The 22,014-nt window shown below is 65.5% G+C and carries 21 protein-coding genes; 11 read left to right on the top strand and 10 right to left on the bottom strand.

Annotation, left to right across the window (positions count from 1 at the left end):
• Positions 1-57: 57 nt before the first annotated feature.
• Positions 58-846, top strand: coding sequence for an HTD2 family dehydratase (locus C2I35_RS14320; RefSeq protein ID WP_103763751.1), 789 nt, complete (start codon positions 58-60; stop codon positions 844-846).
• On the opposite strand, the gene C2I35_RS14325 is transcribed toward C2I35_RS14320, so the two are convergent.
• Complete coding sequence (locus C2I35_RS14325; protein WP_103763752.1) at positions 847-1,890, bottom strand: NAD(P)/FAD-dependent oxidoreductase; 1,044 nt, start codon at positions 1,888-1,890, stop codon at positions 847-849.
• A 61-nt stretch (positions 1,891-1,951) separates the two neighbouring features.
• On the opposite strand from C2I35_RS14325, the gene mnmC2 reads away from it, so the two are divergent.
• From mnmC2 to C2I35_RS14345, 4 genes are all read left to right on the top strand, one after another.
• Entirely contained in the window at positions 1,952-2,620 is a 669-nt protein-coding gene (gene mnmC2 / locus C2I35_RS14330; protein ID WP_103763753.1) for a tRNA (5-methylaminomethyl-2-thiouridine)(34)-methyltransferase MnmC2, read from the top strand.
• 2 nt (positions 2,621-2,622) lie between these two features.
• Complete coding sequence (locus C2I35_RS14335) at positions 2,623-3,489, top strand: DMT family transporter (protein ID WP_103763754.1); 867 nt, start codon at positions 2,623-2,625, stop codon at positions 3,487-3,489.
• Positions 3,490-3,653: 164 nt separating this feature from the next.
• Complete coding sequence (locus C2I35_RS14340; protein WP_103763755.1) at positions 3,654-4,037, top strand: hypothetical protein; 384 nt, start codon at positions 3,654-3,656, stop codon at positions 4,035-4,037.
• A 132-nt stretch (positions 4,038-4,169) separates the two neighbouring features.
• Positions 4,170-4,640: a copper chaperone PCu(A)C gene (locus C2I35_RS14345; protein WP_103763878.1), complete on the top strand. Its 471-nt coding sequence runs from the start codon at positions 4,170-4,172 to the stop codon at positions 4,638-4,640.
• A 54-nt stretch (positions 4,641-4,694) separates the two neighbouring features.
• Here C2I35_RS14345 and C2I35_RS14350 read toward each other — a convergent pair whose 3' ends face one another.
• Entirely contained in the window at positions 4,695-6,719 is a 2,025-nt protein-coding gene (locus C2I35_RS14350; RefSeq protein ID WP_245890502.1) for a lytic transglycosylase domain-containing protein, read from the bottom strand.
• A gap of 192 nt (positions 6,720-6,911) precedes the next feature.
• Here C2I35_RS14350 and dapA point away from each other — a divergent pair, with 192 nt between their 5' ends.
• Positions 6,912-7,787 (top strand): 4-hydroxy-tetrahydrodipicolinate synthase, encoded by an 876-nt coding sequence (dapA, locus tag C2I35_RS14355; protein ID WP_103763757.1) that lies wholly within the window; start codon positions 6,912-6,914, stop codon positions 7,785-7,787.
• 10 nt (positions 7,788-7,797) lie between these two features.
• Complete coding sequence (locus C2I35_RS14360; protein WP_103763758.1) at positions 7,798-8,283, top strand: flavodoxin family protein; 486 nt, start codon at positions 7,798-7,800, stop codon at positions 8,281-8,283.
• Between the two features lies 1 nt (position 8,284).
• On the opposite strand, the gene C2I35_RS14365 is transcribed toward C2I35_RS14360, so the two are convergent.
• Positions 8,285-9,001, bottom strand: a complete 717-nt coding sequence (locus C2I35_RS14365) for an NYN domain-containing protein (protein WP_103763759.1) — start codon at positions 8,999-9,001, stop codon at positions 8,285-8,287.
• A gap of 65 nt (positions 9,002-9,066) precedes the next feature.
• Positions 9,067-9,936, bottom strand: a complete 870-nt coding sequence (yghU, locus tag C2I35_RS14370; RefSeq protein WP_103763760.1) for a glutathione-dependent disulfide-bond oxidoreductase — start codon at positions 9,934-9,936, stop codon at positions 9,067-9,069.
• A gap of 202 nt (positions 9,937-10,138) precedes the next feature.
• Here yghU and C2I35_RS14375 point away from each other — a divergent pair, with 202 nt between their 5' ends.
• The 3 genes from C2I35_RS14375 to C2I35_RS14385 all read left to right on the top strand — a co-directional run bounded on the left by C2I35_RS14375 (position 10,139) and on the right by C2I35_RS14385 (position 12,315).
• A complete protein-coding gene (locus tag C2I35_RS14375; protein ID WP_211286156.1) occupies positions 10,139-10,426 on the top strand; it encodes an I78 family peptidase inhibitor in 288 nt (95 codons plus the stop codon).
• A gap of 132 nt (positions 10,427-10,558) precedes the next feature.
• Entirely contained in the window at positions 10,559-11,440 is an 882-nt protein-coding gene (locus C2I35_RS14380) for a LysR family transcriptional regulator (RefSeq protein WP_103763762.1), read from the top strand.
• The gene (locus C2I35_RS14385; protein WP_103763763.1) at positions 11,437-12,315 is read left to right on the top strand and encodes a DMT family transporter; all 879 of its coding nucleotides are present in this window, start codon (positions 11,437-11,439) and stop codon (positions 12,313-12,315) included. Before C2I35_RS14380 ends, C2I35_RS14385 begins: the two co-directional genes overlap by 4 nt.
• Here the strand turns inward: C2I35_RS14385 and C2I35_RS14390 are convergent, their stop codons facing one another.
• From C2I35_RS14390 to C2I35_RS14400, 3 genes are read right to left on the bottom strand one after another with little or no spacing between them, the layout of a single operon-like run.
• Positions 12,316-12,951, bottom strand: coding sequence for a hypothetical protein (locus C2I35_RS14390; RefSeq protein WP_103763764.1), 636 nt, complete (start codon positions 12,949-12,951; stop codon positions 12,316-12,318).
• A 20-nt stretch (positions 12,952-12,971) separates the two neighbouring features.
• Positions 12,972-13,964 carry a glycosyltransferase family 61 protein gene (locus C2I35_RS14395; RefSeq protein ID WP_170067217.1) on the bottom strand — a complete coding sequence of 331 codons (993 nt, stop codon included), beginning with the start codon at positions 13,962-13,964 and terminating at the stop codon, positions 12,972-12,974.
• Entirely contained in the window at positions 13,954-14,283 is a 330-nt protein-coding gene (locus tag C2I35_RS14400) for an ArsR/SmtB family transcription factor (protein WP_057793175.1), read from the bottom strand. The genes C2I35_RS14395 and C2I35_RS14400 overlap by 11 nt, the downstream gene beginning before the upstream one ends.
• 145 nt (positions 14,284-14,428) lie before the next feature.
• On the opposite strand from C2I35_RS14400, the gene C2I35_RS14405 reads away from it, so the two are divergent.
• Positions 14,429-16,090, top strand: coding sequence for a Y-family DNA polymerase (locus C2I35_RS14405; RefSeq protein ID WP_103763766.1), 1,662 nt, complete (start codon positions 14,429-14,431; stop codon positions 16,088-16,090).
• Positions 16,091-16,560: 470 nt separating this feature from the next.
• Here the strand turns inward: C2I35_RS14405 and C2I35_RS14410 are convergent, their stop codons facing one another.
• From C2I35_RS14410 to C2I35_RS14420, 3 genes are read right to left on the bottom strand one after another with little or no spacing between them, the layout of a single operon-like run.
• Positions 16,561-18,933 carry a trimethylamine N-oxide demethylase gene (locus C2I35_RS14410; RefSeq protein WP_103763767.1) on the bottom strand — a complete coding sequence of 791 codons (2,373 nt, stop codon included), beginning with the start codon at positions 18,931-18,933 and terminating at the stop codon, positions 16,561-16,563.
• Positions 18,934-18,966: 33 nt separating this feature from the next.
• Entirely contained in the window at positions 18,967-20,973 is a 2,007-nt protein-coding gene (locus C2I35_RS14415; RefSeq protein WP_103763768.1) for an ABC transporter permease, read from the bottom strand.
• Complete coding sequence (locus tag C2I35_RS14420) at positions 20,966-22,003, bottom strand: quaternary amine ABC transporter ATP-binding protein (protein ID WP_103763769.1); 1,038 nt, start codon at positions 22,001-22,003, stop codon at positions 20,966-20,968. Before C2I35_RS14420 ends, C2I35_RS14415 begins: the two co-directional genes overlap by 8 nt.
• Between the last annotated feature and the right edge of the window lie 11 nt (positions 22,004-22,014).

Genomic DNA, 22,014 nt, shown 5'->3' on the forward strand with positions numbered 1-22,014 from the left:
TTGTCATCCTTGCAAACCCGGGCATAGACATACGCCAAAACCAGACTGCAGGCCACGATGACAGACGCCACGCAAACCCTTATCGATCCGATCGACCCGGCCCGCGCTCGCGCGCTTCAGGCGACGCTGGGTGACACGCCAGCCATACAGGAAGGAGACGCCCTTCCGCCGTTCTTCCACCAGATCTATTTCTGGGACCCGCAGGTGCCCGTCGACCTTGGCCGCGACGGGCATCCCAAACTTGGCGGCGTCATCCCCGACATGGGCCTGCCCCGGCGCATGTGGGCGGGCGGCCAACTGCAGTTTCACGCGCCCTTCCGCGCCGGACAGCCCGCCACCCGCCGCACCACCCGCGAAAAGGCCGAACACAAGCAGGGTCGCAGCGGCCCTCTGGCCTTCGTCACCCTGCGCCACGAAATCTGGCAAGACGACATCTGCTGCATCACCGAGCATCAGGACCTCGTCTATCGCGAGGATGAGACGGGCAAAAAACCCGAACCGCCCCGCGCCCCCGACGGCGCGGTGAAAACCTGCACGGTCAGCTTCGACAGCACGCTGCTCTTTCGCTACTCGGCGCTCACCTTCAACGGCCACCGCATCCACTACGACGAAGACTATGCCCGAAAGGTCGAAGGCTATGACGGCCTTGTCGTCCACGGGCCCCTTCTGGCGCATCACCTGATGCAGATGGCCGATGCCGAACTGGGCGGTCTGAAACGCTTCGGCTTCCGCGCGACCAGCCCCCTGATGCACTTTGAGACGGCAGAGCTCTGCTGGGGCGAGGACGGCTCATGTTGGGTGCGTGGCCCGGACGGGCGACAGTGCATGGCCGCAAAGGCAGGCTGATCATCCCGACTTCGGCAAAGACGCCTCGGGCCTGAACGGCGCCGGGATCTCGTCCCGCCCGTCCAGCACAAGATCCGCCATCACCTGCGCCACCTTCGGCGCCATGCCGAACCCGATCTTGAAGCCGCCATTGGCAATGAACTGGTCCGGGTAAAGCGGATGCACCCCCAGCATCGGCGCCCGCGACCGCGCCCGGGGCCGCACCCCGGCCCAACGCTCGATCACCTTTGCGTCGCGCAACGCCGGCACCGCCGCGCGGGCGCGTTCCAACACCTCGTCCAATTGCGTATCCGTGTCCGTCGCGCTTGCATACTCGCGCTCCGAGGTCGACCCAACGGCGGTCGTCCCGTTTCGATGAAAAATCACGTGCAGCGCGTCGGCAAACACCTGCGGAGCGTCCGGCGCGGCGAAATCCAGCACCGCCCCCTGCCCCTTCACGCCATTGCCCACCGGCGCGCCCAGCTTGTCGGACAGCTCCGCCAGCCCCGCGACACCCGTGGCATGTACCACGCGCCCCGTCGCATGGCCTTCCGCCAGTATCTCTCCGCCACGTTGCAGGATCGCCGCCGCCAGCGCCTTGCCGCCTTCGCGCGGATGCAGCCGCGCCGACAACGTGTCGAGGATCAGCAACCCCGTGGGCGTGACCGGCGCATGGGCCACCGTATCCACCGCCACCACCTGCCACGTCGCAGCCTCGCCCCACAGTTCGCGCGCCGTGACCTCCCGCTGCCGCGCCAGCGCCAGCGCGGCCTCGTCCGCCACCGGCTGCACCCGGCCCGTTCGCGCATACCCCGAGGGCAGGCCCGATACCTCGGCCACCTCGGCCCAGAACGCCTCGGCCAACAGCAGGCTCTCCAACTGGAACGCCTTCTTCTCGTTCCAGTTCTCGGGCACGTGCGGCGCCAACGCGCCCACCACGCCGCCCGACGCCCCCGCACCCACGCCGCCGGGGTCGATCACCCGCACCGACGCCCCCCGCGACTGGCACGCAAAGGCGATGGACAAGCCGAAGATCCCGGCGCCGAATATGGTGACGTCTGCCATTGTCATTTCCCCTGCCCGGCGGCATGGTCGCCGGGATTTTCCCTGACTACCGGAAGGCGCGATGCAGGACCAGCAGGCAGAACTGGAATGGCGTGACGGCGATGTGCCGGTCTCCACCCAGTTCGACGACCCGTATTTCAGCCTCGAAAACGGCCTGGCCGAAACGCGCCACGTCTTTCTGGACGGAAACGACCTTCCCGCCCGGTTTCGCAACGGCTTTCACATCGCCGAGCTGGGCTTCGGCACGGGCCTCAACTTCCTGACCGCACTTCAGGCGTGGCGCACGGCGGGCGCGCCGGGCACCCTGCATTTCACCAGCTTCGAGGCATTCCCGATGGACCCGGCCCAGATCGCGCGCGCCCTTTCGGCCTTTCCCGATCTGCCGGTCGAAGCGCTCGAACTGGAACGCTGCGGCCCCTTCGGCGACCTTCTGACCGGCCCCGATTTCACCCTGCGCGTCATCCAGGGCGACGCACGTGCCACCCTCCCGGGCTGGGACGGCATGGCAGACGCCTGGTTTCTCGACGGCTTTTCCCCGGCAAAGAACCCCGAGCTTTGGCAAGAAGACCTCATGCGCGAAGTGGGCCGGCACACCGCGCCGGGCGGCACCGCGGCCACCTACACCGCCGCGGGCTTCGTCCGGCGCGGATTACAGGCGGCGGGATTTGAAGTCACGCGCGTTCCGGGATACGGGCGCAAGCGACACATGACCCGCGCAAGAAAGATCTGACCATGGCAGAGCAGAACACTCGTCTCGGCATCCTGATGATGGTGACAACCACCTTCATCTTCGCGGTGCAGGACGGCATCTCGCAATACCTCGCGCGGGAATACAACGTGCTGATGATCGTGATGATCCGCTATTGGTTCTTTGCGGCCTTCGTGATGACCGTGGCCAGCCGCACCGCCGGGGGTCTGCGCGCTGCCGCCCGCACGGATCAGCCACTGGTACAGGGCTTCCGCGCCGTGCTGCTGGTAGCCGAGATCTGCGTGATGATCTTCGGCTTCACCCTGCTGGGCCTCGTCGAAAGCCACGCCGTCTTTGCCTGCTATCCCCTGCTCATCGCCGCGCTCTCCGGCCCGGTCCTCGGCGAAAGCGTCGGCTGGCGCCGCTGGGCGGCCATTGGCGTGGGTTTCGTCGGCGTCACGATCATCCTCGAACCTGGCTTCGGCGTCTTCCAGCCCGAGGCTATCGTGCCCCTGATCGCCGCCCTGATGTTCGCGCTCTACGGGCTACTGACGCGCTATGTCGGCCGCCGCGACAGCGCCGCAACCAGCTTTTTCTGGACCGGCACGGTGGGCTCGGTCGCCATGACCGCCGTCGGCATCTGGTTCTGGGAGCCGATGTCGGCCTATAACTGGCTCTGGATGGCCGCACTCTGCGTTACCGGCGCGGCGGGACACTATACGCTTATCAAGTGCTACGAGGTCGCCGAGGCAAGCGCGGTCCAGCCCTTCGCCTATCTGCAACTGGTCTTCGCCAGCACCATCGGCATCCTGTTCTTTTCCGAAACGATCCGCCTCAACGTGGCGCTCGGTGCGGGGCTCATCGTGGCCGCCGGGTTGTTTACCCTCTGGCGCCAGCGGCTGCGCGGCTAAAGCATTTCCGGGACACAGTGAATCGCTTTTCACTGCCTCTTGAGACGCAAAAAGCGATGCATGTTTCAGACTGACCCGGAAACGCTTCAGTGCGGCATTTTACCGGGCTTTCCCGCGCACGGCAGACGATGTATCAAAACGCGTGGACGGCAAGGGAACACCCCATGCGCAAGGCGCGAAACGTGACAGCGATCTGCAAGGCAGCACTGACGGTACTCGTCGCGCTGTTCATCGCGATCCGCGTTGTGGCCCAGCCCACGATCCTAACCGCGCCTGACCCAGGGCTGATGGCGCTCTGCTCGGGCGGCCAGATCGTCTACGTCTCGATGGAGACCGGCTTGCCGGTGGAAAACGACGACGAAACCGGCCTGCTGGTCGACTCCTGCCCCTTCTTCGGGGTAACGGCCTTCAACCTCGGCGCGGACCGGACTCTGCCGACGCCGTTGCAGGTGCCCGCCGCGCTCGCCCTATTCCAGACGGGCACGTCACAGCCGGTGACCACCGCCCCGGTTCAGAACGCCGCACGCGCTCCGCCGCTGCGGGCTTGACTTGGTGCGCGCACAGCGCCCGCACAACACTCCCCCAGACAATAGACGCAGGCGGGCTTCGGCCCGGAGCGTTGTCATACCACATCCGGCACGCGGCACATGGCCCGCGCCACCACACCACAGGAAACTGACATGAAAACCCTTCCTACACTTGCATCTGCCCTCATCCTTTCGACAGGCATCGCGACCGCACATGATTACACCGTGGGCGACCTTGAAATCATGCACCCGATGGCATTCGAGACGCCGAAAATGGCGAAGGCCGGCGCCGGTTTTCTTACCATTACCAACAATGGCGACACCGACGACGTCCTGCTCGAGGTGCGCGCCGACTTTCCCAAGGTCGAGGTCCACACCACCGAGGAAACCGACGGCGTCGCCAAGATGATGCATGTTGAAAACCTGCCCATCGCCGCCGGTGAAACGGTCGAGCTCGCCCCCGGCAGCTATCACGTGATGTTCATGGGGCTGGAGGCACCGTTCGAGGACGGTCTGGAAATCCCGGCCACGCTGGTCTTCGAAAAGGCGGGCGAAGTCGAGATCACGTTCAACGTCGAGGCGCGCCCCGAGGGCGGCGAAAGCATGGACCACTCCAACCACTGATCCGCGCGGAACGTGGGACGAGGCGGATGCCGCCCCCGGCACCGCATCACCGGGTCAATCCACCGTCGGTGAAAGCGTATTGCCGACCAGCTCCTGCGAAAACGGCACCGGGTGCGGCTCTTTTCCCAGCCGCGCCCGGTAGACCGGCAGGCTTTCGGCCACGCGCATCACGTAGTTTCGCGTCTCGTTGAACGGGATATGTTCGATCCAGTCGATGATGTCCCCGCCCTCCTGCCGCGGATCGCCGAACCGCGTCATCCAGCGCGGCGGCCGGGCAGGGCCCGCGTTATACCCTGCGGCCATCATGATCACATTACCGTCGAACTGCGACGCCATCTGCGCCAGATAGGCCGAGCCAAGCCGTGCGTTATAGGCCCAATCGTCGAAAACGCGCGACCGGGTGTGCCCGGGCTCGCCCAGCCGCCGGGCGACCTCGGCGGCGGTGCCGGGCATAAGCTGCATCAGGCCCATCGCGCCCGCGCCGCTGGCCACGCCCTGGTCGAACTCGCTTTCGCGCCGCGCGATCGCCAGCGCCAGCTCCATCGGCACCGGAAGCTCCAACTCGTGCATCGGGTGCAGCGGATAGTATGGCGCCGGCAGCGTGATCCCGCGCTGCGCCGCCGCCTTGCCCACCATCACCTGCAGGTGCGGCGACCCAAGGTCGTGCATCGCTTGCCCCAACTGGCCCAGTTCGGGCGGCTCCAGCGTGGCTGCGAGGTGCTTGAAGAACCGCTCAGCCAGTGACACGCGCCCGTTAGCCAGCGCCAGCACACCGGCCTGGAACACCTCGCCCTGCGCAAAGTCCGCCTCGCGCCAGTCCGCAAAGCTCTGTCGCCCGCTCAGCTTGCGGTCGAACGGGAACCCGCCCCGCTCGGCCGCCAGCAACCCGTAAAAGCTGGTCTGGTGCAGCGCCCCCAACTCGTAGGCTATCTCGGCGGCACTCTCGTTGCCCGCCGCCTCCTGCGCCCGGCCCAGCCAGTACCCGGCCCGACCCAGCGAGATCGGCGTCTCGACCCCGTCCATGAACCGCTGGAAATGGAAAATCGCCAGTTCGGGGTCGTTCAGGTCCGTGAGCGCGATGAACCCCGCCAGCCATTCCAGGTCGGCGAAATGCGAGCCTTCCACAAGCCCGTGCACCGATGCCAGGTCATAGGCCGTGCGGGCCGCACCGTCGCGCATCCGGTCGCGTGCCAATTCCCGCCGCCAGCCGGCCCACCGTTCGGCATCGCCCAGCCCGTTGCCTTCCAGCCGGCTTTGCCGAAGGATCAGTTTGATCGCGTCGTCCGGCCGGTTTTTTTGAATATGGCGGTTGTACAGGGCATAGGCGATATGCGGGTTGCTTTTTGCCGCATCAGGCAGCAGCTCCAGCCGCTTGTCCGCACCGTCCGCATCGGCCTCGATCGCCAGCCGGGTCTGGGCGATATCGCGCGTCTCCTCGTCCACAAGCGGCAGCATCTGCTGCACGTCCCGCAACCCCCGCCACAAGGCCATGTCCAGCCGCGCCGCATGATGCGGCTTCAAAAGGTTCGGTCGCGCCCGGATAAAGGCGTCATGCTCCGCCGTCGACAAGTCCAGCGTCCGCCACGCCAGCACGATCGCGACATCGGCATCGCCGGGCCGGCCGGCCTCCTGCAGCGCCCGCGCATAGGACAGCGCGCCAAGGCCCGATTGCGGCACCCGGTCTTCGTAGAAAGTAATGATCTCCTCGGGGGAGGCGTCGATCATCGCCACCTCGGCCTGCGTATGCAGATAATCCAGCCCTGGCCAATCGGCATGGTCCTCGAGAAAGGTCAGGATTTCCTCCGGCGTGCCCTCGCCCGCCCGAAGCCGGTGCCATTCGATCAGCGTCACGCCCGCAGGCCCAGCCCGTTCAGCAATCTGCACCGCCGTAGTCCAGCGCCCGGCCAGCATTGCATCGAACGCGCTCGACATCGGGCGCGGCGGTATGCGCGGCGCGGGGGCGACCATGACGGTTTCCTCCGCACTCGCCTCGGCCTCGGCCTCGGAGACGGCAGCGGGCTCCGCCTGCCCCCCATCCTCGGACTGGGCCACCGCGAGCAGCGGCCACAGCAGGGCCATTAAGGCCACGACAACTCTTTGAACGCTGAACATCTCTTGCATTTTCCCGGGCCAGCGACGATAGACACAGCCAGCCTAGTTTCAAGGGGACGGATCGTCCATTCACAAGCTGGGCAACGCCGCGGCACGATTGCGTGTTCCACCGCGGTCATCCACCAGCCCCACGGGCTACGACATAGAGAGGAGCGTATCATGTTCAAAGGATCATTTCCTGCCCTGGTCACGCCGTTCAAGGACGGCGAGCTGGATCTCGATACGCTCAAGAAACTTGTCGAGTGGCATATCGCCGAAGGCAGCCACGGCCTCGTGCCCGTTGGCACCACCGGCGAAAGCCCCACGCTCAGCCATACCGAGCATGAAACCGTGGTGTCCGAAGTAGTGCGCGCCGTCAACGGCCGCATTCCGGTGATCGCGGGCGCGGGCAGCAACAACACGCTCGAATCGATCCGCTTCATCCAGCACGCCGAAGAGGTCGGCGCCGATGCGGCTCTGGTGGTGACGCCCTATTACAACAAGCCCACCCAGCGCGGACTGATCGCCCATTTCACCGCGCTGCACGACTGCTGCAACCTGCCGATCATCATCTACAACATTCCGGGCCGCTCCATGGTGGACATGATGCCCGACACGATGGGCGAACTGGCCAAGTTGCCGCGTATCGTCGGCGTCAAGGACGCCACCGGTGACCTGGCCCGCGTCAGCCACCAACGCATGACCTGCGGCAAGGACTTCTGCCAGATCTCCGGCGAGGACGCGACCGCGCACGGCTTCAACGCCCAGGGCGGCGTTGGCGTGATCACGGTCACCGGCAACGTCGCGCCGCGCATGGTGGCCGAAGTACAGAACGCCACTCTGGCGGGGGATTATGCCAAGGCGCTGGAAATCCAGGACCGGCTGATGCCGCTGCACAAGGCGATTTTCACCGAACCGGGCCTCGTGGGCGCGAAATACGCCCTGTCGCGCCTGGGTCTGTGTAGCGACGAGGTGCGTTCCCCCCTGACCGACCTCAGCGACGAGACCAAGGCGATGGTCGATGACGGCTTGCGCCATGCCGGGCTGATGAACTAGGGCACGGCCCATGGCCGAGCTTCTGATCGTCTATCATTCCAAGACCGGCGGCAGCCGCCAGATGGCACAGGCCGCCGCCGAGGCCGCGCGGGATGAGACGACCACGACGCTCCAGACCGCCGAAGACACCGGCCCCGATGACCTTCTGCGCGCCGACGGCTATATCTTCTGCGCGCCCGAAAACCTGGCCGCCATCGCCGGCGTGATGAAGGACTTCTTCGATCGCTGCTATTACCCGGTGCTGGGCCGGATCGAGGGGCGCCCCTATGCCCAGATGGTCTGCGCCGGGTCGGACGGCACCAATGCCCAGAAACAGATCGCCCGTATCGCCCAGGGCTGGCGGCTGAAAGCGGTGCAGGAGCCGTTCATCATCTGCACCCACGCCCAGACGCAGGATCAGATCCTGGCCGATAAACATCTGTCGGAAGAGGACCTTACCCCCTGCCGCGAGCTGGGTCAGGCGCTCGGGGCGGGGCTGGAAATGGGCGCCTTCTAGTCTAGTCGACCCGGCGCACCAGCATCTGGTTGCCCGGGCCCGACTTGGTTTCGAACACCTTCAGCTTGCCCACAAGGTCGCTCAGCTTCTTCTCACCATAGGTCCGCGTGTCGAAATCCGGCTTGTCCGCCTGGATCTGCTGCCCGATCCGCCCCAACGGGTACCACTCGCCCTCCTGATCGATCTTCTCCATCGCGTCGAAAATCAGGTTACGGGCATTGGAGGCGGATTTCGAATCGAGCCCCGCCTTGGCCTTGGTGCGCGCGGATGATCCGGCCTCCTGGTAGATGTTCTCGATCGCCACGAACCGGTTGCACGCATTCTTCAGCGCGTCGGGCGCCTTGGCCTCGCCGATGCCGATCACCGTCAGGCCCTGTTCGCGGATGCGGCTGGCCAGCCGGGTGAAATCGCTGTCCGACGAGACGAGCACGAACCCGTCGAAATGACCTGCGTGCAGGATGTCCATCGCGTCGATCACCAGCCCGATATCCGACGCGTTCTTGCCCTTGGTATTCGCCGTCTGCTGATGCTGGACCAGCCCGAGGTTCTGCGCCGTCTTGGTCCACCCGCTCAGCTGCTGGCTGGACCAGTCGCCATAGACCCGCCGCAGGCCCGGCTCGCCATAGCTGGTGACCTCCTTCAGGATGGCCTCGGCGTATTTGGAGGGCACGTTGTCGGCGTCGATCAGCACGGCAAGCAGGTGGGAACGGTCGGGCATGGAAACTCCTTCTCAGGACGCACCCTGCCCTATCCGTCAACGCGGCGAAAGCCGATACTTGGCGCTCAGCCCTTGTCGCCGATTTTGTCCTGCGTCTTGGTCTCGAAATCCGAAGCGTCGTGCCGCTCAAGCAACTGCTCGTGCGGCTCGCCAAAGGTGCGGTTCACCATGCGCCCGCGCTGCACCGCATCCCGATCGAGAACTTTTTCGGCCCAGGCCACCACGTTCTTGTATTCGTGCACGCTCAGGAACTTGCCGGCATTGTACTGCCGCCCCAGCGCCAGGTTGCCGTACCAGGGCCAGATCGCCATATCCGCGATGCTGTACTCTTGCCCTGCGATAAAGGGCCGGTCTGCCAGCCGCTTGTCCAGCACGTCCAGCTGCCGCTTGGTCTCCATGGCGAAGCGATTGATCGGGTACTCGTATTTCTCGGGCGCATAGGCATAGAAATGCCCGAAGCCGCCGCCGAGATACGGCGCACTGCCCATTTGCCACATCAGCCAGTTCATCACCTCGGTCCGCTGCGGGCCGGACGTGGGCAAAAACGCCCCGAACTTTTCCGCCAGGTGGATCAGGATCGACCCGGATTCGAACACGTCGATCGGCTCGGGCCCCGACCGGTCCACCATCGCGGGGATCTTGGAATTGGGGTTCACCTCGACAAAACCCGACCCGAACTGGTCGCCATCGCCGATGCGGATCAGCCAGGCGTCATATTCCGCGTCATGGCCCGCCGCCAGAAGCTCCTCGAACATCACCGTCACCTTCACCCCGTTGGGCGTGCCCATGGAGTAAAGCTGGAACGGATGCTCGCCCACAGGCAGCTCCTTGTCATGGGTTGCCCCGGCGATCGGCCGGTTGGTCGAGGCGAAGGTGCCGCCGCTTTCGGCGTCCCAGGTCCAGACTTCGGGCGGGGTGTAGGTATCGTCGGTCATGTACGGCTCTCGCTTTGTCCTTTGTTCATGAGAACAGCTAACCGACAGCGCCGGCAATGCAAGGTGCAGCCCTGCACAGATTTCTGTGCGATGCGGTCAACCCAAGAGAACACAACGGTTTTCAAATCTGTCGGCGTTAAGGGTTGCACAGCCGGCATGCTTTGGCCAATGCTGCCTTGGAACGCGCGAAGGAGACTTGATGATGCGGTGGTGGGCAATAGCGACACTGGCAACTGTGGCGGCCTGCGGGCCGGCCGTGACGGATAACGGCGTGCCCTCGCGCGCCGAAGAGGAAGGCCCCGACATTTGCAAGGCCGCCAACCACGCCGACCTTGTCGGCCAGCCGATCGCGGCGTTCGACCAGTCCGCGCTGGACCAGCCCGTGCGCATCATACCGCCCGGCGGCATCGTCACGATGGAATACAATCCCAAGCGACTGAATGTCGATCTGGACAGCAGCGACAACATCGTGCGCTTCTGGTGCGGCTAAGGCCGCGTCCTGACGCCTGATCCCACCCAGGCGTCCCGGCCCGAGGGCAATTCTTGTCTTGCGCTTATTTCAACGCAGTTGATACTGCGTTGTTAGTAATGTTTGATTTCGCACAGATAAGCGAGGCCCCTCATGGACAGCTGGGATGAAGTCCGCACAGCCTTTCACGTGGCGCGCGTGGGAACGGTCAGCGGCGCCGCCGAAGCGCTGGGTGTTCACCACGCCACCGTCATCCGCCATATCGACGCGCTCGAGGAGCGGCTGGGCGTCAAGCTCTTCCAGCGCCACGCCCGCGGCTATTCCACCACCGAGGCCGGCGAGGACCTGCTGCGCGTGGCCCAGGCCACCGACGACCAGTTCAGCCAGCTTGCAGGCCGGATCAAGGGCCGCGGCAACGATGTGTCCGGCGAGCTCGTCATCACCTCGCTGGGCGGGTTCAGCCACCTTTTGGTACCGGTGCTGACGGAATTCCGGAAGGAATACCCCGACATCATCCTGCGCTACCTGACTGGCGACCGCCTGTTTCGTCTTGAATACGGCGAGGCGCATGTCGCCATCCGCGCGGGCCGCGCCCCCGATCAGCCGGACAACGTGGTGCAGCCCTTCTACAAGCAGGCCCACACGCTCTACGCCGCGCAATCCTATGTCGACAAGCACGGCCTGCCCGCCTCCGAGGACGAGTTCGACCAGCACTGGTTCGTCAGCGCCGACGATCCAAAGAACCGCGCGCCCTTCAACCAGTGGCTGCGGCAGACAGCGCCCGACGAGCGCATCATCTTCCGCAGCCAGGACGTGCACGCCCAACGCCGCGCGATCACCGAGGGCGCGGGTATCGGGTTTCTCAGCAAGGTTCTCGCCAACCAGCTCGGTAACCTGACCGAGGTCATGCCCGCGCGCGACGAATGGTCCGCGCCGATCTGGCTGGTCACACACATGGACCTGCACCGCACGACCAAGGTTCAGGCCTTCCTGCGGTTCCTCAAGGATCGCGCCAAGGCGTGGGAGGTCGAATGACCGACCGGCTGCGCGGCCATGCCGCGATGCTGGCCTTCTCCGGGCTGATCGCCGGGTCCTTCGCCCTTGGCTCCATGGCGGCCCCGCATATCGCGCCCACCGCGCTCAACGCCGTGCGGTTCATCCTCGCCTCGGTCCTTCTGGGCAGCGCGGCCTGGGCCACCGTCGGCATTCCGCGCACCACGTGGCAGGCGCCCTGGCGCTATCTGCTGCTGGGCGGGTCGATGGGGCTTTACTTCGTGATGATGTTCGAGGCGCTGAAAACCGCCGCCCCGGTCAGCGCGGCGGCGGTCTTTACCCTGACACCCATCATGTCCGGGCTTTTCGGCTATATCCTTCTGCGGCAGGTGATGACCCCGCGCATGGGCGTGGCGCTGGCCATCGGCGCGGCGGGCGCGCTCTGGGTGATCTTCGACGCTGACCTGCAGGCGCTCTTGCGGTTCGAAATGGGCCGGGGCGAGGTGATCTTCTTCTTCGGCTGCATCGCGCACGCGTTTTATACCCCGCTGGTGCGCAAGCTGAACCGGGGCGAGCGGCCCATCGTCTTTTCCTTCGGCACCATGGTCGCCGCCGCCGGTCTGATCGCGCTGGCGGGCTGGTCCGACATGCGCAGCACCGACTGGCCCGGCCTGCCCGCCATCGTATGGATCACCATCATCTATACCGCCGTCGCGGCGACGGCGATCACCTTTGTCCTGCTGCAATACGCCTCGCTGCGCCTGCCCAGCGCCAAGGTCATGGCCTACACCTACCTCACGCCCACATGGGTGATCTGCTGGCAGGCAGCATTGGGTCACGGCCTGCCCCCGCTCCTGATCCTTGTGGGCGTCGGGCTGACCATCGTAGCGCTGGTCCTGCTGCTGAAGGACGAGTAGCTACTCCGCCAGACCCCGCGCCACCTCGTAAAGCCGCCGGAACTCGTCGCCGAACGAATCCTCGGGAACACGGCGCAGGAAATACTCCACCGTGCCGATCGGCGCCGGCAGTTGCACATCCATCGTCATCGTGTTGCCGGCGCAAGCATAGGTGATTGTCGGCTCGTACCCAGCCCCGCCCATCACCGGTGCGGTCATGCCATCCCCATTGGCCGTCATCGAAAACAGCGCGGGGGCGGAGCCTGCGTCGCAGAACGTGATCCGTCCGGCCTCGCCATTGATGAACCCCACCTGTGTCGGCGCGGCAAGGTCAAGCCGCACGTCCACGACATCGCCGGTCTCGACAAAGGTATCGGTGAACTCCGTGGCATGGTGAAAAGGCAGCGTGTGATAGAACCCGTCCTCGTAGATCGAGATCCCCAACGCGGGCGACGCGCCCGCCGCGATTTCACGGATCACGCGGTCAGGCACCATCCCCTGCAACGCGTCCCGGATGCGCGCAGGCGCCGTGTTCTCACCAACCCAATGTCCGACCATGCAGGGGTCGCCTACAGGCGGCGGCGCGACACAAGCGTTCTGGGCCAGGCCAGGGACGGCCCAAATGGCCAGTATCAAGGTCAGGGCAGATGTCTTCATGGCGCGACTCCTCCGGTTGGTCAGAGAAACCCGCCCGCCTCCAGTTTCCGCACAAGGCGGCGATAATCCATGGGCGGCGGCACGTCCTCAGACACCTGTCCGTCGTCGGGGCGCAACAACGGGTTCATTTTCACAAGGTCCACGTCACAGAACGCGTCGATCTGGTTGACCAGCGCATCGAACGCCCCCTGCCGCCAACGCCGCTGGATCAGGCCCACCTTTGTGCCGGGCCGCATCACGAAAGGCGCCAGGTGAAACGCCGAACCATCGGGTCCCACAATCTGCCGCGCGGCGGCATAGCGGGCGCATTGCTCCGGCAGGCTGTGGCGCTGCGGATGCAGGATCGTGTAACCAGCCTTGAGCATCAGCCGCTCGATCCGCTCTTCCTGGTCCACCATCTGGCCCGCGCGTTTCAGCAGCGACCGCGACAGGTAGATCCTCTCATCCCCCTCCGGTGTCACCACGGCCTGAAGCCGTCCGCGGATGAACCGGCGAAACTCCGGTGTGCCGGAAATCCAGTCGCGGTGTCCCATGCCCTGCGTCGGCACGTCCAGTTCCTCGATCCGCACAGGTGACTGCACGAAATGTACCGGCAGGCCATCACTCAGAAGGTCCACGAACGCTTTCAGTCGCCGCTGGAACACTGCCCCGAAATCAATGCCATGCATCGGGATCAGGACCAGCCCGTCATAGCCGCCATCCGACAGCGGCCACAGCCGCGAGATGCATTCCAACAGGAAATGCCCGAAATGATGCCGCCCGATGCCGATGAACAGGTGCCGCCCCGGCAGGCTCTCCGCCGCCTCCGGAAAATCCGGCTGCGCGGTAAAACGATTGGAGGAATAAAGCGTCCGCGACTGCTCCACGAAGCTCCGGTCAGTGCGAAACACCCCGCAGGCCAACTCCCGCCCCTCCGGCATCGGCGCCACCAGCGCCTGCTCCACCGTCTCGATACGCGGCTCCGGCAAAATGCGCGGATCCAGCCCCGCACCCGACGCCGCGTCATCCATCATCGCGAAACTCTTTCGCCAGGAACTGCTCGAACGCATCCAGGTGCACCGCCTCGAACTGGCCGAAACTCTGCATCCAGATGCTGGCATCGCGCAGGGCGTCGGGCTCCAGCTTGCACCACACGACCCGGCCCCGCCGTTCCTGGCTGATCAGGCCCGCGCGCGTCAGGATGCCAAGGTGCTTCGACACGGCCGCCAGCGACATCTCGAACGGCTCGGCCACGTCCGTGACGGCCATGTCATCCTCCAGCAGCATCGACAGGATCCTGCGGCGGGTCGGGTCGGCCAGTGCGGCAAATACGGTGTCGAGCGATTGGGCCATGGTGCACCGTTTAAGCCTTGCCGGGCTGGCCGCGTCAACTCTCTTGGCCCTTTCCCGGGCATTGCGGACTCGACTCCGGTCGCGGCACGCCCTAATTTGGAACATATCAAGAACATCTGCCCACTGCTGCCCCGGTCCCGCTGCCATGCCCGAACGGCGTATCCTTTCTGTCTGGTTCCCCCGGCTGGGGGCCGAACGGCTGCTGCGGCGGACCGGGCTGGATGCGGACGTGCCTTTTGCCGTGGTGCGCGACACCGGGCAGATGCAGGTGCTGTGCTCGCTGTCCGAGGCGGCCGAGGCGGCGGGGCTGCGGGGGGGCCAGCCCTTGCGCGATGCCCATGCGATGTGCGCCACGCTGGTCACGAAACTGCAAAACCCGCATCAGGAGGCGGCGTTCCTGGCCAGCCTCGGGCGGTGGGCCGAACGGCTGAGCCCGTGGGTGGCGACGCAGCCACCCGACGCGTTGCTGCTGGACATCACGGGCTGTGCCCACCTCTTTGGCGGGGAAGAGGCGATGGCCCGACAAGTCATTGAGGAGGCGGCGATTTTCGGGCTGACCACGCGCTGCGGGCTGGCCGGAACCGTGGGCGCGGCTTGGGCGCTGGCGCGCTATGCCGGGGCCGTGCCGGGCGCGCATCGCAGCGGCGACGCCATCGACCAGGAGGCCCGCGCGACCCGCTCCCGCGCGGCAAAGCGGCGGCATTGGGAAAGGGGCGGCGCAGCGCCGGTGGCGGGCGTAAGCCGTTCGAATCAAAGGCCGTTTTCCATCGCGCCACCGGGAAAAGCGCGCACCTTCCTCTCCCCCCTGCCCATCGCCGCCCTGCGGCTGGAAGAAGAGCAAGTCGCCGCCCTGAACCGGCTGGGCCTGCGCAAGATCGGTGACCTGCTGAATCAGCCGCGCGGGCCGCTGGCGCGGCGCTTTGGCCGGGGGCTGCTCTTGCGGATGGATCAGGCGATCGGCGCGGCGCCCGAGCCGGTGTCGCCCGCGCGGGTGAAGCCGCGGCTGGCGACACGGCTGACCCTGCCAGAACCCATTGGTTTGATTGACGATTTGCAGGCCGGGCTGGACCGGCTGGTGCCGCGGCTGTGCCAGCTTCTGGCGGACCAGGGAGAAGGCGTGCGCAAGGTCCGGCTGGAGGCGTGGCGGGCCGATGGCACCATGGGCTGGATCGAGGCGGGGCTGGCGCGGGCGACGGACGAGCCCGACCGCATCCGCCCCCTGCTGGCCATGCGGCTGGATGAGATCGACGCAGGCTTTGGCATCGACACGTTGCGCCTGATCGCGGCCGTCAGCGAGCCCATACAGCACCGCACCGCCGCGGGTCACCTGGATGCCACCGCCGCCGCCCGAGACCGGCTGGCGCGGGATACGGGCGTGGAGGATCTGATCGGTCGGATCGGCGGGCGGATCGGGCTGGAGGCGATCACCCGCCTGCATCCGGCAAGCAGCCATATCCCTGAAAAAACGTCACAAATCCTGGCCGCCGCATGGTCCGAGCCGGCAGCGGAGTGGCCCCGGCCCGCCACGCCGCGCCCCTTGCTGATCTGGGGCCCCGAGCCGGTGAACGCCCCGGACGTGCCACACCTGCCCGCCACCTTCCGATGGCGCGGGCGGGCGCATGACCTGGCCGAGGCGAAGGGGCCGGAACGGATCGCGCCCGAATGGTGGCTGGACGATCCGAACTGGCGGTCTGGCGTGCGGGATTACTGGCAGGTGGTCACCGGACGGGGGGAACGGTTGTGGCTGTATTATGCCCATGGTGGGACGATGTCATCGGGATGGTTCTGTCAGGGGCGGTTTGCGTAGGCGAATCAAAAGGTTAACGGGGTGGATCGTGGGAAATCCGATGTCGGTATCGCGTCGGTATCCGGGTGGTATCGCGACGGTGCGGTGTCCCGGGGGCCGGAATTAACCGGGCGTTCGGGGCGCGTGGGTTTTCACCCACCCTACGCGGGATCGCGGATGGGGAGGAGGGCCCGGGTCGAGCCCGGGACGGGGTGGGCGCAGGCCGGGATATTTCCTGGCATGGCCGGGCGACCGTCAGACCGCGGGCTGGCGGACTGACGGATGTTCAGGGCGCTTTATGGCAGCCAAGTCCGTTGGTGTTCAAATCGAAGAGCCGACGTCAGCCAACCGCCAGACCGGGGGGCGGTCTGACGATCGCGCGGCGGCGCGGCAGCGCCGCGCCTTTGTTCCGCGCGAGACGAGAGACAAGCCGTCATCCCGGACTTGATCCGGGATCTCTCGGGTCAGGCCCAAGGATGACGGAAACGGGTTCAGCCGTAGTTGCCCTTCACCCGTTCCTTGGTGGGGTCGAAATGCGGGTAGGGCACCACCTTGGCCTTCAGGCGTTTCTGCAAGCCATCGAGCTGGCCCACCTCGATATCGGTGCCCGGCTCGGCATGGGTGACGTCCACGCGAGCCAGCGCGATGTTCTTGCCGAGGATGGGGGATTTGACGGCGGAGGTCACCTCGCCCACCTGCGCCTTGCCGATGCGAACGCAATCGCCGGGGCTGGCGACACGGCCGCCTTCCAGTTCCAGCCCGACCATCTTGCGATGCGGGTGGGCCTTGCGTTCTTCCAGTGCGGCGCGCCCGATGAAATCGTCGTTCTTGGACTTGAGCGGCACCGCGAAACCGATGCCGGCCTCGAACGGGTCGGTCTGGTCGTCGAACTCACTGCCCGCAAAGATCAGCCCCGCCTCGATCCGGATCATGTCGAGCGCGGCGAGGCCAAGCGGCTTCAGTCCCATCGGCTCGCCGACGGTCCAGATCGTGTCGAACACCTCTTCGGCGTCCTTGGGGTGGCAAAAGATCTCGTAGCCCAACTCGCCGGAATACCCCGCCCGGCCCACCACGATCGCCGTGCCGTCGAAATCGTTCAGGCGCGCGGGGGTGAAGCGGAACATGCCCAATTCCTCCAGCGTCGGATTCGCGGGCGCGGTCCAGATGATCTGTTTCAGGATATCCCGCGACAGAGGCCCCTGCACGGCCACGTTATGCAGCTGATCGGTGGAATTGCGGACCCAGGCGTTCAGGCCCAGTTTCTCGGCCTGTTCACGGATCCACAGACCCGACGTGTCGTTGCCGCCGATCCAGCGGAAGGCATTCTCGCCCATGCGAAACAGCGTGCCGTCGTCGATCATGCCGCCGTGTTCATAGCAGATGGCGGTATAGACCAGTTGCCCCACGGCCAGCTTCTTGACGTTGCGGGTGACGCAATACTGCATCAGTTCCTCGGCGTCGGGGCCTGTGACCTCGTACTTGCGCAGGGGCGACAGGTCCATGATCGCCGCCTTCTCGCGGCAGGCCCAGTATTCGCCGATCGTGCCAACCGACGGGAAGCTGTTCGGCAGCCAGTACCCGTTATACTCGACAAAGTCCCGCGTGTGCTTGGCAAAGCAGTTGTGGAACCCGGTTTCCTTGGTGTGTTCCAAAGGCGCCTCCGCTGATTTTCTGTAGCCGATGGAGCGGCTGAAGCTGTTGGTCTCACCATAGGTGCGGACCTGGATATCGGTGGGGTTCCAGCCGTTCGCCTCGTCCACGTCGCAGGGACAGGCGGTGGAAATGCAGACCAGATCGGTCAGCGCGCGCAAAAGCACGTAATCGCCCGGGCGCGACCACGGGTCGTCCATGCCCAGCGTGTTGGTCTCGTCCAGCATGGTGTTGAAGAAGAAGTTGATCGCGGGCCAGCCGGCGCGGGGGCGCACGCCGTATTGTTCGAGATCCTTGTTCATGTTCTCGGAACAGTTGACGTGACCGGGATAACCCAGTTCCTCGTAATACCGCGCGGTGCAGGCGAGGCCGAACGTATCGTGCCGCCCGCAGGTGTCCTGCACGATCTCGACCAGCGGTTCCTGGTCGACGTTCCAGTATTTCGCGAAGATACCCGGCTGGGGGTAGAGCGAGCCCATCAGGGTGCGGGTCGTGGTCGGGTCGATCTCGCGGTCGAGGCCCTTGTCGAGCGAGCGCAGCGAGAACGCCTGGAAGTCCGAGCATTCGCGGCCTTGCACGTCGAGGACCTGGATGAACTGGCCCTTCTGCACGTGATAGGATTTCGCCTCGCCCGGCTGGATGTTGATGTCGTGGATCGGGTCGGCCAGCGGGTCGGGCGGCATGTGTCCGCCCTTGGCGACGCCGGGATCGGCGCGGCGGATATAGAGGATAAGGTCGGTGGGCGGGGCCTGCGTGCCCGGGTCCATCGGGCCGCCGGGGGCGGCGACGATCAGTAACCCGTCGCTGTCGGCCTGGAATGTCGCCATCTCACCGGCGCGGGAGCCTTCGGAGAACACCTTGATGCACTGCGCGTCGCCCAGCTTGAACCCGGCGCGGTCGAGCGCCGAGGCCACGCGGCGGCCCGAGACCGAGCCATTGTCCAGGACCGACAGAACGCCGTCCGGGCGGCCGTGGCTGGAAGCGCCGAGGCGGCCGGGGTCGGACTTGCCGTCGGGGGTAAAGAAGACCATCTCGCCCGGTTGCAGCCCCTGGAAATCCAGCACCGACACCTCGTCTCCGCGATAGATCGGCACGGCGCGCGATCCGCCGCCGGGGATGGGGTGTCGTTCCGTTCCGTGGGGCAGGATGGGCAGGCCGGGCGTGATGACGCCGGCGCGTTCATACGGGGTCTCGAAGACAGGCTTAACGGTCATGGATGTGCCTTTTATCACTCGCGAATTGTGGCATCAATCGAGGCCCAGCGCCTTCTTGCGCCGGTTGGCCCAGCTGAGGATCGCCATGTCGAAGGTCAACGCCATGAGCGAGACATTGATCCCGAGGACGAAGTTTTTCCCCAGGTCCGTGCCCGCCAGCGTGCGCTGAAGCTCCTGGCCCAGGTCCTGCGTGCCGATGAAGGCCGCGATGATGACCATGAAGAAGGCGAACATGATGCCCTGGTTGAAGCCGACGGCCATGGTGGGCATGGCCAGCGGCAATTGCACCGAGGTCAGTTTCTGCCAGCGCGAGCAGCCGGCCATGTCGGCGGCCTCGGTCAGTTCGGGGGGCACGCTGCGCAGCCCCTCGATGGTGTAGCGGGTGAGCGGGACCATGGTGAAGATCACGATGGACAGCACCACGGTGGTGTCGGTGATCCCGAAGAGCATGATCGCCGGCAAAAGGTAGATGAAGCTTGGGAATGTCTGCGCGGTGTCGCAGGCCAGCAGCATCCGTTCTGACCATTTTTCGGACCGCGCGGCGAGGATGCCGATGGGAATGCCGATCATCATCGAGATCGCCATGGCCGACAGCACCGAGTAGAGCGTGATGACCGACCGGTCCCACCAGCCGGAGAAGGCGACGATGGAGAAGAAGATCGCGGCGTAGATCGCCGGTTTCTTGCCGCCCACGCCGTAGGCGAAGGCCACCACCAGCAGGATGAAGGCCGAGGTTGGAATCCACAGAAGCGCGTCGCGGAAGGGGATCAGGACCCAGACGTTCAGCACATAGCGGATGGTGCCGGTGATCGCCTCGACGGAATCGAGGTTGAGGAAGGTCTCGAACACGCCGTCGATCTCGCGCCCCATGGACAGCGATTGGCGGCGGCCGACCTCGTTCAGGATCTCGATCGGTTGCGCCAGAAGGTACAGCCCGGCGAAGACCACCACGGACAGGACGGTGTACTTGTAGCGAATGTAGAACGGCGTGTCCTTGGGGTGATGCTCGGGCAGCTTGCGCACCCACGCCTTTGACAGGCGGTCGAGGGTGATCGCGACGAGCACGATGGTGATCCCGATCTCGAAGGAGCGGCCCAGTTTCAGGCTGTTCATCATCGCCAGCAGCTTGCCGCCAAGCCCCGGCATCCCGATGAAGGCCGTCAGAACGACCATGGCGAGGCAGAGCATGATGACCTGGTTCACGCCGACGAGGATTTCGGTACGGGCCGAGGGGATGAACACCTTGGTCAGCATCTGCCAGCGCGAGGCGCCCGACATCTTGCCGGCCTCGACGATTTCGGGCGAGACCTTTTTCAGACCCACGGTCGTCATCAGGATCATCGGCGGGGTGGCATAGATCGTGGTGGCAATGGCCCCCGCGGTGGGGCCGACCTTGAAGAAGATCACGGCAGGCAGAAGGTAGGTGTAGAAGGGCAGCGTCTGCATGACGGCCAGCAGCGGCTTGATCGCGTTGTCGAACCACTTGTATTTCCAAGCCGCGATGCCGACGATCAGGCCCACGAAAAAGCCCAGGGGGGCCGCGACCAGCAGCACCGAAAGGGTCTGCATCGTCAGTTCCCACTGGCCCATGAACGCGGTCCAGACGAAGGTGCCGCCCGCCAGCAGCGACAGTTTCCAGCCGCCCAGGTAATAGCCGATGACGGCCGCGAGGCCCGCCACGGCGGCCCACGGGATGGGGTCGGCCATGTAGGGCCAGCGGTACTTGCCTTCCAGCAGGTTGGCGGTGACGCCCAGCAGGAAATCCAGCGGGCCTTCGGCGAACCAGCGGGTGATGTAGATCAGGCCAAAGCGCCCTTCCTGCATGTCGCCGGTGATGAAGTCGAAGAACGCATCGAGCCACTGCGCCAGCGGGGGGATCCATGCCTCGGGCAGGCGGACGAGGAAATCCGGCAGGATGGGCTTGGCCGCGCACAGCAAGATCGCGGCCAGTAAAAGCGCCACCCGCACGGGGTCGCGGGTGGCCCCGGGCTGGCGCATCGACAGGGAGGTGCGGGTGGCGTTCGTGGCGACATCAGCCATTGGCGCTGTCCCCCAGAAGCACCTCCAGCGCCTCTTGCCGGGCCATCACGCCCATCACCTTGCCGTCCTTGCCCGCCACCGGCAGATGCTCGCGCGGGTCGCTGACAAGCTGGCGCGCGATCTGGTGAATGGTGCGGTCGCCGTCGATTGCGTCACCTTCGACGGCGTGTCCGTTGACGGGTTTGGCCAGAACGCTGGCATGAACGACATGCGCCTTGTCGATATCCTCGGTGAACTTGCGGACATATTCGGTCTGCGGGTCCAGCACGATCTGGTCGGGCGTGTCGCATTGCTCGATCGCGCCGTCCTTCATGATGGCGATACGGTCGGCCAGGCGCAGCGCCTCGTCGAAATCGTGGGTAATGAAAACGATGGTCTTGCCCAGCATCGCCTGAAGGCGCAGGAACTCGTCCTGCATCTCGCGCCGGATCAGCGGGTCGAGGGCCGAGAACGGCTCGTCGAGAAACCAGATATCGGGCTCGATGGCGAGGCTGCGGGCGATGCCGACGCGCTGTTGCTGGCCGCCGGACAATTCGCGCGGGAAATATTCCTCGCGTCCTTCAAGCCCCACCAGCTTGATAACCTCCAAAGCGCGTTCGCGGCGCGCGTGCCGGTCCTGCCCGCGCATTTCCAGCGGGAACGCCACGTTTTCCAGAACCGTGCGGTGCGGCAACAGGCCGAAGGACTGAAACACCATCCCCATCTTGGAGCGGCGCAACTCGATCAGCTCTTTCTCGGGCAGGGCCATGATGTCCTGGCCCTCGACCTCGATCGTGCCGCCGGTGATGTCGTGCAGGCGCGAAAAACAGCGCACCAGCGTGGACTTGCCGGAGCCGGAAAGCCCCATGATGACCAGCATCTCGCCCTTGGCGACCTCGACCGACACATCCTTGACCCCGGCGATATAACCATCGGCGCGGATATCCTCGTAACTGTGCCCGGCGGGCATGGATTTGAGGTATTGGCGCGGGTTGGGGCCGAAAAGCTTCCACGCGTTGCGGCAGGAAATGACGGGGCTGTCCGAGGTCATGAGGGGCGCAG

Source organism: Roseovarius confluentis (assembly GCF_002917925.1).
Taxonomy (GTDB): Bacteria; Pseudomonadota; Alphaproteobacteria; order Rhodobacterales; family Rhodobacteraceae; genus Roseovarius; species Roseovarius confluentis.